The 12176-nt window shown below is 59.7% G+C and carries 10 protein-coding genes and 2 tRNA genes; 8 read left to right on the top strand and 4 right to left on the bottom strand.

Translation table 11 applies throughout. The features are described from left to right. Nucleotides 1-6 precede the first annotated feature (6 nt). Nucleotides 7-1854, bottom strand: a complete 1848-nt coding sequence (locus AC13Q5_RS01350; protein WP_075852475.1) for a PHA/PHB synthase family protein — start codon at nucleotides 1852-1854, stop codon at nucleotides 7-9. Between the two features lie 160 nt (nucleotides 1855-2014). Here AC13Q5_RS01350 and AC13Q5_RS01345 point away from each other — a divergent pair, with 160 nt between their 5' ends. The 4 genes from AC13Q5_RS01345 to recJ all read left to right on the top strand — a co-directional run bounded on the left by AC13Q5_RS01345 (nucleotide 2015) and on the right by recJ (nucleotide 7146). Next, nucleotides 2015-2467, top strand: a complete 453-nt coding sequence (locus tag AC13Q5_RS01345) for a hypothetical protein (protein WP_075852476.1) — start codon at nucleotides 2015-2017, stop codon at nucleotides 2465-2467. A 222-nt stretch (nucleotides 2468-2689) separates the two neighbouring features. Beyond that, the gene (locus AC13Q5_RS01340) at nucleotides 2690-3910 is read left to right on the top strand and encodes an LL-diaminopimelate aminotransferase (RefSeq protein ID WP_047634632.1); all 1221 of its coding nucleotides are present in this window, start codon (nucleotides 2690-2692) and stop codon (nucleotides 3908-3910) included. A gap of 57 nt (nucleotides 3911-3967) precedes the next feature. Further along, the gene (locus tag AC13Q5_RS01335; protein WP_075852477.1) at nucleotides 3968-5287 is read left to right on the top strand and encodes a homoserine dehydrogenase; all 1320 of its coding nucleotides are present in this window, start codon (nucleotides 3968-3970) and stop codon (nucleotides 5285-5287) included. 53 nt (nucleotides 5288-5340) lie between these two features. Then, nucleotides 5341-7146 (top strand): single-stranded-DNA-specific exonuclease RecJ, encoded by a 1806-nt coding sequence (gene recJ, locus AC13Q5_RS01330; RefSeq protein ID WP_488500641.1) that lies wholly within the window; start codon nucleotides 5341-5343, stop codon nucleotides 7144-7146. 61 nt (nucleotides 7147-7207) lie between these two features. Here the strand turns inward: recJ and AC13Q5_RS01325 are convergent. From AC13Q5_RS01325 to AC13Q5_RS01315, 3 genes are all read right to left on the bottom strand, one after another. Next, nucleotides 7208-7282: transfer RNA gene (locus AC13Q5_RS01325), tRNA-Glu, on the bottom strand. A gap of 174 nt (nucleotides 7283-7456) precedes the next feature. Next, on the bottom strand, nucleotides 7457-8251 hold the full coding sequence (locus AC13Q5_RS01320; RefSeq protein ID WP_488500640.1) for a hypothetical protein: 795 nt from the start codon (nucleotides 8249-8251) through the stop codon (nucleotides 7457-7459). Nucleotides 8252-8456: 205 nt separating this feature from the next. Next, nucleotides 8457-8897, bottom strand: coding sequence for a VOC family protein (locus tag AC13Q5_RS01315; protein WP_488500639.1), 441 nt, complete (start codon nucleotides 8895-8897; stop codon nucleotides 8457-8459). A gap of 197 nt (nucleotides 8898-9094) precedes the next feature. Here AC13Q5_RS01315 and AC13Q5_RS01310 point away from each other — a divergent pair, with 197 nt between their 5' ends. The 4 genes from AC13Q5_RS01310 to AC13Q5_RS01295 all read left to right on the top strand — a co-directional run bounded on the left by AC13Q5_RS01310 (nucleotide 9095) and on the right by AC13Q5_RS01295 (nucleotide 12077). Beyond that, the gene (locus AC13Q5_RS01310; protein WP_488500638.1) at nucleotides 9095-9673 is read left to right on the top strand and encodes a cold-shock protein; all 579 of its coding nucleotides are present in this window, start codon (nucleotides 9095-9097) and stop codon (nucleotides 9671-9673) included. A gap of 1 nt (nucleotide 9674) precedes the next feature. Next, entirely contained in the window at nucleotides 9675-10187 is a 513-nt protein-coding gene (locus AC13Q5_RS01305) for a DUF192 domain-containing protein (RefSeq protein ID WP_488500637.1), read from the top strand. Between the two features lie 146 nt (nucleotides 10188-10333). Next, a tRNA-Pro gene (locus AC13Q5_RS01300) sits at nucleotides 10334-10410 on the top strand. A 218-nt stretch (nucleotides 10411-10628) separates the two neighbouring features. Further along, the gene (locus tag AC13Q5_RS01295) at nucleotides 10629-12077 is read left to right on the top strand and encodes a site-specific integrase (RefSeq protein WP_488500636.1); all 1449 of its coding nucleotides are present in this window, start codon (nucleotides 10629-10631) and stop codon (nucleotides 12075-12077) included. Nucleotides 12078-12176 lie beyond the last annotated feature (99 nt).

Raw genomic sequence — 12176 nt, 5'->3', positions numbered from 1 at the left:
TTGCTCTTACGCCCGTTCCATGACGAAGCTGCCGGGTGCCTCTTCCAGCGCGTTGAGAGCCTTGCCTCCGGGTTGGCGGGCTGCGGTCATGCGGTGATCCTGCGCAAGGATCCAGGCGTGCCAATGCGGCCACCAGGAACCGGGCGTCTCAGCTGCCTCGGTCAGCCAGTTTTCATAGTTGCCGCTCATCGAGCCACCGGTCCAGAACTGGTATTTGTGCTTGTCCGGCGGGTTGACGACGCCGGCGATATGGCCGGAACCCGTCACGACGAATTCCACAGGCCCGCCGAAATACTGGCTGCCGACGAAGACGGACTTGGCGGGCGCGATATGATCTTCGCGCGTCGCGAGATTATAGACAGGAATGCGCACGTCCTTCAGCGACAGCGTCTTGCCGTCGAGCACCATCTTGCCTTGGCTTAGCGCATTGTTGAGGTAGCAGTTGCGCAGATAGAAGGAGTGGTTGGCGGCCGCCATGCGGGTGGAATCGGCATTCCAGAACAGGAGGTCGAAGGGCAGGGGTTCCTGTCCCTTTAGATAGTTGTTGACGAAATAGGGCCAGATCAGTTCCGAAGCGCGCAGCATGTTGAAGGCCGTCGCCATCTTCGAGCCTTCGAGATAGCCGAGCACATTCATCTGCTCTTCCAGCGCTGCAATCTGCTCCTCGTCGACGAAAACCTTCAAGTCGCCGGCGAAGGTAAAATCGACCTGCGTCGTCAGGAAAGTCACCGTGCGGATGCGCTTGTTTTTTTCCTTGGCATGGAGCGCGAGAGTGGCCGCGAGCAGCGTGCCGCCGACGCAATATCCGACAGCATTGACCTCCTGCTCGCCCGTCGCCTTTTCGATCGTATCGAGCGCGAAATCGATGCCTTCGCGAGCATAGGAAGTCCAATCCTTCGTGGCATGGCGCTGATCTGGGTTCACCCAGGAGATGACGAACACCGTGTGACCCTGCTCCACGCACCATTTGATGAAGGATTTCTGCGGGTTGAGGTCGAGAATATAGAATTTGTTGATCCATGGCGGGCAGATCAGCAGCGGTCGCTTCAGCACCTTGTCGGTCGCCGGCTCATATTGGATAATCTGGCAGACATCGCTTTGCGCGATCACCTTGCCTGGCGTCAGCGCCATGTCGCGCCCGACAGCGAATTTCGTCATGTCGGTTTGTCGCAGACGCAGCTCGCCATGGCCGAGGCTGATATCCTCCGCCAGCATCTTCATGCCGCGCACAAGGTTTTCGGCGTTGGACGCGATGGTCTCGCGATAGACCTGCGGATTCGTCGCGACGAAATTGGTCGGCGAAAAGGCGGCGGTGATCTGCTTGGTGTAGAACGCTGCCTTGTGACGCGTATGCTCGTCCAGCCCTTCGGCTTCACCGACCAGCTTTTCCGCCCAATTCGACGTCAGAAGATAGGTCTGCTTCAGAAAGTCGAAGAATGGGTTCTTCTGCCAGTCTTCGTCGGCAAAGCGCCTGTCCTTGACCGGCTCAGCTTCCGCCTCGGCAGACGAATCGCCGCTAAGGCGCTGCATGGTTTTCGTCCACAGGCCGAAATAGCCGGACAGGAGCTGCGTCTGCGCCTCCAGCGTCCGGCGAGGGTCCGAAAGCCAGTATTCGCCGACCTTGGACAGCGTCTTGACCATATCGGTGAAGGGATCGGCGACCGTATCGACCTTCTCGCCGCGTTCGCGCGGCGCAAGCCAGGCGGAGGCTGCCTTGCCGAGATTCTCGAGCGCACGGGCAAAGTTGACGGCCATCGCTTCGGGATCCCTGACGATGTAAGGCTCGACCGACTTTGGATCAAAGCCGGGAAAGCCGCCATTACCTTCATTCTTGTCCCGCTTGCTGTCGGTCACGCATCATCCTCCCGGCGGCAGCTCGTGTCTTGTTTTCCATTTGTACATCTTGCGGGAAAAGGAATACAAGTCGAATGAAACGCAACCCTGCTCTTGCTTTGCTGCTGCGACAAATTTAACAGTCGCAACCCACAGCAAGGAATTGGGCAGGAAGACAATTATGGGCAGCGGCATGGTGGCAAGACTGAACCGGTATTCCGTACTCTGCGGTGCAATGTGCGGAATTCTCGCATTGACGCTCGCGGGCTGCTCGACGCCCGAGGAAAAGGCTGCCTACGCCAAGCGCAAGCAGCCGCCTCAGGCTGTCATCGTAAAGCCCGCCAAGGGCACGCCGATCGTGGAAACCAGCACGCAGCAATATTACAAGGACGGCTATCCCTCCTTCAATGCGCCGCCGACCGCAGCTAACGTGCAGATCAACGATCAACAGGCCGGCGACCTGGCCAAGCAGCTGACGGCACTGGGATCGCAGCGCAAGGCCGGTACGATCTCCGAGGCCGAATACCAGAAGCGCGTCGCTGAGATGCGCAAGCTTGCCGCCGAACATGGCCAGGATACGCTGAAGGAAATTCAGAAAGAGGGCAGCGCCCAACCGGCGCAAACGCAGAATTAGCCTTGCGTTTCAGGTAATTTGGACGCAAAGCGTTCGGATAGGCCGAATTTGGATGTGTCTGACCGGCGAATTGCACTTTGCGTGCATAATCGCCCAAGATTCACCTTATCTTTCGAGTCAGCATGGTTGCGGCGCCGCGATTTCCAAGTTCGTATCGCGGCTGGCCGGTAGATCAACGAACTTCAGCGCGGTTTTGAGGGCCGCTGTCCCATGGGGAAAGAAATGGAAGAGTTTCATAAAGTCCGGCGTTTGCCGCCCTACGTTTTCGAACAGGTCAATCGTTTGAAAGCGAGCGCGCGAGCGGGCGGGGCGGACATTATCGACCTCGGCATGGGCAATCCAGATCTTCCGACCCCCAAGGCGATCGTCGACAAGCTGTGCGAAGTGGTTCAGGACCCGCGCACGCATCGTTACTCCTCCTCAAAGGGCATTCCCGGCCTTCGCCGCGCGCAGGCCGCTTACTACGCCCGCCGCTTCGGCGTGAAGCTCAATCCGGATACGCAGGTGGTCGCCACCCTCGGCTCCAAGGAAGGCTTCGCCAACATGGCGCAGGCGATCACCGCGCCTGGCGACGTCATTCTCTGCCCGAACCCGACCTATCCGATCCACGCCTTCGGCTTCCTGATGGCCGGCGGCGTGATCCGTTCGATCCCGGTCGAGCCCGATGACAGCTTCTTCCCGCCGCTGGAGCGGGCCGTGCGTCACTCGATCCCGAAGCCGCTGGCGCTGATCCTGAACTATCCGTCGAACCCGACGGCCTATGTCGCGACGCTCGATTTCTACAAGGAAGTCGTCGCCTTCGCGAAGAAGCACGACATCATCGTGCTGTCGGATCTGGCCTATTCGGAAATCTATTTCGATGACGCACCGCCGCCGTCCGTTCTGGAGGTTCCGGGTGCTATCGACGTCACGGTTGAGTTCACCTCGATGTCGAAGACCTTCTCGATGCCTGGATGGCGCATGGGCTTCGCTGTCGGCAACGAGCGGCTGATCGCTGCGCTGACGCGCGTAAAGTCCTATCTCGATTACGGCGCTTTCACGCCGATCCAGGTGGCGGCGACCCACGCGCTGAACGGCGACGGTTCCGATATTGCCGAGGTCCGTAGCATCTACAAGCGCCGCCGCGACGTCCTGGTCGACAGCTTCGGCAAGGCCGGCTTCGACGTGCCGCCGCCAGCCGCGACCATGTTTGCCTGGGCGAAGATCCCGGAGAAGTTCCGTCATCTCGGCTCGCTGGAGTTTTCCAAGCTGCTGGTCGAGAAGGCCGACATCGCGGTTGCTCCCGGCATCGGCTTCGGCGAGCAGGGCGACGATTATGTTCGCATCGCACTCGTTGAAAACGAACACCGCATCCGTCAGGCAGCGCGCAATCTGAAGCGCTTCCTCTCCACGGCGGATGAGACGATGCACAATGTCATTTCGCTGAACGCTCATCGTTCGTAATATCGCGCGGCAGCTGCTCCGGTGGCTGCCGTTCCCCATACCGATCAGGAATTTTCCATGGCAGATGCCCTCAAAATCGGCATTGCGGGCTTGGGCACCGTTGGTGCCTCGCTCGTCCGCATCATCCAGAGCCGCGCTAACGAGCTTGCCGTTACCTGCGGTCGTCCCGTCAAGATCGTCGCCGTCACCGCGCGCGATCGCACGCGGGATCGCGGCATCGATTTGACAGGCATCGAATGGTTCGGCGGTCCGGTCGATCTCGCGCAGAAGGCCGATATCGACGTTTTCGTCGAGCTGATCGGCGGCTCCGAGGGCGCTGCCAACGCTGCCGTGCGGGCGGCCCTGGCGCGGGGCCTGCATGTCGTCACCGCCAACAAGGCGCTGCTTGCCTATCACGGCGTCGAGCTTGCGCAGATCGCGGAAGAAAAGGGCGTGCTGCTCAATTTCGAAGCGGCTGTTGCCGGCGGCATTCCGGTTATTAAGGCGCTGCGCGAATCCCTGACCGGCAATACGATTTCCCGCGTCTACGGCATCATGAACGGCACCTGCAACTACATCTTGACCCGGATGGAGAAGGAGGGCCTGTCCTTTGCCGATTGCCTCAAGGAAGCACAGCGTCTCGGCTATGCCGAAGCCGATCCGGCTTTCGACATCGAGGGCAACGACACCGCCCACAAGCTCGCCATCCTGACAACGCTTGCCTTCGGCAATCGCATCGCGGCCGACGACATCTATCTCGAGGGTATCACCAACGTCTCCATCGAGGATATCCGCGCAGCCGCCGATCTCGGCTACCGCATCAAGCTGCTCGGCGTTGCCCAACGCACCGAAAGCGGTATCGAACAGCGGGTGCATCCGACCATGGTGCCGCTCGATTCGGTCATCGCTCAGGTCGATGGCGTCACCAATGCCGTGGCGATCGAATCCGATATCCTCGGTGAACTGTTGATGGTCGGCCCCGGCGCCGGCGGCAATGCGACGGCATCCTCCGTGCTCGGCGACATCGCCGATATCGCTAAGAGCCGTCCGGGCGAGCAGCGCGTGCCGGTGCTCGGCCATCCTGCCAAGGCGCTGGAGCCCTATCGCAAGGCGCAGATGCAGAGCCATGAAGGCGGCTATTTCATCCGCCTGACGGTGCTCGATCGCACAGGTGTCTTCGCAAGCGTCGCTACCCGCATGGCGGAAAACCATATTTCGCTCGAATCGATCGTGCAGCGCTCGAAGCAGCATCTGGCACCCTCCGATCATCAGACGATCATCCTCGTCACCCACGCGACGACGGAGGATTCGGTGCGCAAGGCGGTTGCCTCCATCAAGAACGAAGGCTATCTCGTCGGCGAACCGCAGGTCATCCGTATCGAGCGGCCGAAAGAATAGACTGACAGCGGCGGCGTATCCCGTAAGGACGCCGCCCTCAAATTCCGGGAGAGATGGTGGAGCAACCGGTCGATCCAGTTCAGCGGGCGTTTCTGGGCGTCGAGCGCTCGGTATCGGGCAATCGCTGGGTTTCCCGGCTCGATCAGGCGGGCCAGAACAGGGCGCTCGCCATTGCGCAGACCCATGGCTTGCCGGAGCTGATTGCCCGAGTGCTTGCAGGACGTGGCGTCGGGCAAGACGAGGCTATGGCCTTCCTCGATCCGACCATTCGCGGCCTGATGCCGGACCCGCATCTGCTGACCGATTGCGAGAAGGCGGCGAGGCGTCTCCTGCACGCGATCAAGAAGGGCGAGACGGTCGCGATCTTCGGCGATTACGATGTCGATGGCGCAGCCTCCTCGGCGCTCATCTATCGCTTCCTGACGCATTTCGGTGTTCCAGCCAGCATCTATATTCCCGACCGCATCTTTGAAGGCTACGGCCCCAATCCGACTGCCATCGGCCAGCTCATCGACAATGGCGCGACATTGATCGTCACGGTCGATTGCGGCTCCACCAGCTTCGAATCGCTTGAGGTGGCCAAGGCGCGGGGCATTGATGTCGTCGTCATAGATCACCACCAGGTGGCGCACGAACTGCCACCGTGCCATGCGCTGGTCAATCCGAACCGTGAGGATGATCTGTCGGGGCAGGGGCATCTTTGCGCTGCTGGCGTGGTCTTCATGGTTCTGGTCGCGGCCTTGCGGCTGTTGCGCGAGGCGGGCGATTCCCGTGTGCGATCCATCGACCTGCTTGCCTGGCTCGATATCGTCGCGCTCGCGACCGTTTGCGATGTCGTGCCGCTGAAGGGCTTGAACCGCGCCTATGTCGTCAAGGGGCTGATCGCCGCGCGCCATCAGGGCAATCTTGGGCTTGCAGCGCTGTTTCGCAAGGCTGGTCTCAACGGTCCTGTCTCGCCGTATCATTTCGGCTTCCTCATCGGTCCGCGCATCAATGCCGGCGGCCGCATTGGTGATGCAGCACTCGGCGCGCGTCTGCTGACGCTCGACGATACCGGCGAGGCCGAGACGATCGCCGCAAAGCTCGACGAGCTCAATCGCGAGAGGCAGGCCATGGAGGCCGCCATGCTGCAGGAGGCCGAGGCCGAAGCGCTGGCGGAATATGGCAATGGCGATGGCGCCTCCGTCATCGTCACGGCGCGCGAGAGCTGGCATCCGGGCATCGTCGGGCTGATCGCCTCGCGCCTCAAGGACAAGTTCCGCCGACCAGCCTTCGCCATCGCCTTCGATCCGATGGGAAAGGGCACCGGCTCCGGCCGCTCCATCAATGGTTTCGACATGGGCCGCATGGTGCGCGCCGCCGTCGATGCCGGCCTGTTGGTCAAGGGTGGCGGCCATGCCATGGCTGCCGGCCTGACGGTTGAACGAAGCAATCTCGGCAAGCTGCGCGCCTTCTTCACAGAGAAGGCGGAAAAACAGGTGGCCGGGCTGGTCGCCAATGAAACGCTGAAGATCGACGGCGCTCTCGGTGCGAGCGGCGCGACCGTGGAGCTCATCGACAGGCTCGAGACGGCCGGCCCTTACGGATCAGGCCATCCGCAGCCCGTCTTTGCGCTTCCGAGCCACCGGCTGCGCGATTCCCGCCTCGTCGGCCAGTCGCACATCAAGATCACGCTGGAGGCGATGGACGGCGGCCGAGTGGACGGCATCGCCTTCCGCGCGGCTGAGACACCTTTAGGCGAATTGCTGATGTCTTTCCGCGGCGCACAAATCCATGTTGCCGGGACATTGGGCGCCGATCATTGGCAGGGAAGCCGACGCGTACAGCTGCGTGTCACGGATGCGGCAAAAGCTCCGTGACGTAGAGTACGCGCGGTGTCGCTCTGAGAATAAAAATCAACGGTTTAGCGGGAAGAAACAGTGGCACGCCCTAGGGGAGTCGAACCCCTCTTTACAGAATGAAAATCTGTCGTCCTAACCGATAGACGAAGGGCGCGTGCAGCTGCTGTGTGGCGCGCTTATAGCGGGGTGATTTCATTCCTGCAAGCGGCAATTTTGCTTTTTTGTGGAAAAAATGACAGATGGGTGAAACGGTGGCCGACCACGAATAAGTGAGACTTAACAGGCTCTTGCCGGCGACATTGAAGAATCCCTGGAAACGCGGGCTTTTCTACTGACCATTGGCGCCTGGCACAGGCTGCACTAGCAGCTTGCCATTCTGGGGTTGGTTCTTCGCGGCGATGAATTGCGCCAGCGCTGCCGCCTGTCTGCCGTTCAGCTCGCGCACATTCGGGTTCGGCGTCGTCGAAACTCCCGACGCTGTCACCTGCGCGATCGGCTGTGGCGAAGCCGCAGCCGGCGAGGTCGAGTGGCGGATGACCGGCGGTGGCAGCATGTCCGCCGAAGTGCGGCCATTGGGCACGCTGGCGGCATCCATGGTTTGCGGTGCCGCGGCCTGCATTGCTGCTGGCGGTGTGCTGTAGACGCTGCGCATCATCGGCGTGATCGCCTGGGAGCCATCAGGCTGGTTCTTTGCAAGCGTGCCGTCGGGGTTAACGGCAATCGGCGGCGGGGCGGAGAAGATGCTGCTTCTGTTCGCATTGACGCCGGTCGGTTGTGTGACCAGCCCGGCAATACCGGTTTGCCCGTCGGGAGGCGTTTCCGCAGGCGCCGGATAGAGCGCTTGATTCTGCTGGGCGACGATCTGCTGGCGTGTGCCGTTGACGCTGTGCACTAGGGGGTCACGGTAGCCAAGGTCGGCTTTGCGTCGCCGGGCGTCGGCCTTGTTGTTCATATCGGCCGCGAGCTGTTCGGCTGCCGTCGGCTGCGCCGCTGGCGCAATGTCGGATGTTTCGGTCGGCTTTTTGGCCGTGGTCGCACAGCCGGCAATCATCACAAATGAGGCAAGAATGGCAATTGTGCTTGCTAGCTTCTTCCTGCCGTATAAAATCTGTTGATCGCACATAGGACGTTCCCTGCAAAAAAGGCTTGCATCGGAACGGCCTCTTGCGGGGGACGACGATACCGCACGCGCCGACTGGGAACGATGGCCGCGCGATATCCGATGCATGATGCTTCGAGTCGTCCAAGCATGCCGGATGATGGGCATGGGCGGCAAGCGCGAAACGGATGGCTCCGCGCATGCCGTAAGCCTCGCGAAAGCTTAGGCCTTACCAGGAGCCGGTGTTGGCCATGGAAGCCCAGGGCTCGGCTGGGGGAAGATTGGCGCCCTTCTGCAGGATCTCGATGGAAATGCCGTCCGGAGAACGCACGAAAGCCATGTGACCATCGCGCGGCGGGCGGTTGATCGTGATGCCGTTGTCCATCAGCTTCTGGCAGGTCGCATAGATATCGTCGACCTCGTAGGCGAGGTGGCCGAAATTGCGTCCTCCGCTATATTCTTCCGGGTCCCAGTTGTAGGTCAGTTCCAGGCTGGGGGCACCATTGCTGCGGGATGATTCGGCATCCTCGCTGGCCGCAAGGAAAACGAGTGTGAAACGGCCTTTCTCGTTTTCGTAGCGGCGGGTTTCGGTAAGTCCGAATAGGGTGCTATAAAAATGCAACGAGGCGTCGAGATCGGTGACGCGAACCATCGTATGGAGATAACGCATTCTATTTCCTCTCTTAATGTTGAGCCGAGCGGATCTTCGATCGGGGCACCAGCTTCGCGCAAGTCTTGGAGCGATAATCTTAGGGTGGGAATAAACGAAAACTAGGACTTGCGCTTTTCCGTTACCAAGATGTTAATCTTGATATCAGGGAATCAGTTAACCGTAACAGTGTGACGCGTAATCGAGGGCTGGCTAGGATGGGTGACAGAATTTCATCGAAGGGAGTTGTCGACTTCGAGGAGATGTCCGGCGATACCGTCGAGCTCATCGAAATCTCAGGCGTCGTCAAGTGGTTCGATGTCGCCAAGGGATTCGGTTTCATCGTGCCGGATAACGGCATGCAGGATGTCTTGCTGCATGTGACGTGTCTGCGCCGTGATGGTTATCAGACGATTCTCGAAGGAACCCGCATCGTCGCGCTGATTCAGCGTCGGGAGCGTGGTTATCAGGCCTTCAAGATCCTCTCCATGGACCAATCGACTGCAGTGCATCCCTCGCAGATGCCGCCGGTGCGCACCCATGTGCAGGTAACGGCGACGAGCGGCTTGGAGCGCGCGCTGGTCAAATGGTTCAACCGCACCAAGGGCTTCGGCTTCCTGACGCGCGGCGAAGGCACCGAGGATATCTTCGTACATATGGAAACGCTGCGTCGCTTCGGCCTGGCCGAGCTGCGGCCGGGCCAGGTGGTTCTCGTCCGCTTCGGACCGGGTGAAAAGGGCCTGATGGCCGCGGAAATCCACCCGGATGCACCGAGCCCGGTCACGCGGTCGCATTGATATGAAGAGAGATGGATTTCTCGGAATTTTGAAAAGCGCCATTTTGGCGCTTTTTCTCGTTGGGGCCGTAGCCCCATCGTCTTTCGCGGCACAGATCGCAGGGCAGCAGTCGATGGCTTTCGATTCGGAATCGCTTTCGATCGCATCGCCCAAAGGCCAGACGCATAAATTCACCGTGGAACTGGCCTTGGCGCCGCCACAGCTCGAATTCGGCCTGATGTACCGCGACAAGATGCCGGCCGACCATGGCATGCTGTTCGACTTCGGCACGCCGCGACCGGTCATGATGTGGATGAAGAACACCGAGTTGCCGCTCGACATGCTCTTTCTGGATCAAAAGGGTGTCGTCACCCATATCCAGGAAAACGCCGTTCCCTATTCCGAAGCGATTATCAACTCCAATGGGCCGGTCGCTTACGTAATCGAGCTGAATGGTGGAGTGGTCAAGAAACTCGGCCTGGCTGTGGGCGACAAGGTGACGAGCGCCACCATTGCGGCCAAGCTCGGCAAGTAGATTTTCCTAGGGGAAGATCTGCCCGGCAAGATTTTACCTGTTGCAGCGGGCAGATGAACCGTGTATCTCCCCACTCGTTCCACAGGAGAGTTATCCGGCGGCACGAAATCAGGACATGATCCCTCTGTGATCATACTGAAACGGTACGGAGTGTAGCGCAGTCTGGTAGCGCATCTGGTTTGGGACCAGAGGGTCGGGAGTTCGAATCTCTCCACTCCGACCAACGCCTTTCCATTTAAATGGCTAGGTAATTGATCTTGTTGAGTTTTGCGCCAATCGCCTTAGTACACAAAGGTGGCGCACATGGTTCTCATAATGCCTTCCCCCGTCTTAATTGGTAGCACCTACTATCTTCGCGTTCGTGTCCCCGCTGACGTCCCTAATCCTTCCAAGCGTCAGAGAATAACGCTTACGGTTTGCGGAAATCCGAGAATCATCACGATGACTGACTTCGTGAAGGTATCATTGGAAACGCGTGAGCCTCGGGTGGCTAAGGAACGCTTTGCGGAAACCTACTCAGCCCTGCAAGCCGTGTGGCGGTCGCTTAAGGAGGGCCCCAAGCCGCTGAGCCAAAAGCAATCCCTTGCCATAGCGGGTGAGATCAGAGCGGCATTCATCGACGCCTTTGATGATGACCCAGGGTCGCCCCGAACGTGGTCGCAAGTGCTTTCCGCCAATGCTGCAGCAAGGAAAGGGCGCTTAAATCCGCTGACAATCCCGACGCTGGGACAACAGGCGAAGGACATGGAGACGCGCTTCGGTGGAATTGCCGACGCTCGCTTAGCTGCCCATGGCATCATTCTTGCACCTCAGTACCGACAGCGCCTCCTGCTACAGGTTGCGCAAGGGCTGGATGATATGGCCCGCGTCAATCTCGCCAAGGCCGAGGGCGACTACTCCGACAGCGGCCAGACGCAACGATATCCGGCATTCGAACAGCCACGCGCCGCTCCTGAGGCGAACCCTGAGATGGCGTCACTGACCTTCTCTAAGGCCATCGACGAGCGCGTTCGTCGTCGGGCGGCTGGCAAGGACGCAGCGCCGCTTCGAGACGAGACAGTTGGTAAGTATCGCCTTGCTTGCGATGAGTTCTCCACCTTTAGAAAGTCAAGTGACATAACCACAGTGACAGCCATTGAAGCCGACCGGTGGAAGCTGGTGATGTTGGAGGCGGGGACACTCAGCAACCGCACAATTGGGCAACGCTTGCAGAACGTCAGGACGGTTATTGAGTGGGCGCGGGGGGACAGCCTTGGCAGACTTTTCCCACACGGCAATCCTCTTGAGTTTGTTGAACGTCCCAGCTTTCAGCCGAAGCCGAGCTACCTGCGCACCTACACGTTGGAAGAAGCAAAAATTGTACTGATCGCCGCGCGCAAGGAAACCCGACATGACCGGCGCTGGTTGCCTTGGCTATGTGCCTATTCGGGGGCACGCATAGAGGAGGTAGCGCAGCTTACGAAAGACGCTTTCTTCCAGATCGGGGACGACTGGTTCTATCGATTGACCACCATGGGCGGCAAAACCCTAAAAACACGCAGCAGTGAACGTCGAGTACCGGTCCACCCAGCGTTGATTGATGAGGGCGTCATAGATTTCATCACGAAACTCCGCGTTGGTGACGGGCAGCGCATTTTCTCAACGCGTTCCCAGCAGGAGATTGGTGAGTGGGTTCGAGGCTCCGTTGGCATAACGCGAGAGGAATTGGCCCCAAGCCACGGGTGGCGTCACCTGTTCGAAGACCTTTGCATGGTGGGTGGTGTGCTGGACGCTGCCCGCCTCCATATTACGGGGCGCATGAACGGAAAATCCGACGCTGGTTATGGGAAAAGCGACGTAATGTTGCCGGGGTTAGCGACTGAGATGAAGAAGGTGAAACGCCTTCTGTGACCCCCAAGCGGTGCCTCAGAGTTATAGCCTGTGACGGAGACGAAATCGCTACTTCAAGCGGTTGCGGTGTAACACTGCGAACACAGTCGTTCTCGAAAG

The organism is Martinezella sp. CNPSo 3964 (assembly GCF_057784375.1).
Note: the sequence above shows the minus strand (reverse complement) of the source record. Positions and strands in the feature narration are given on the sequence as shown.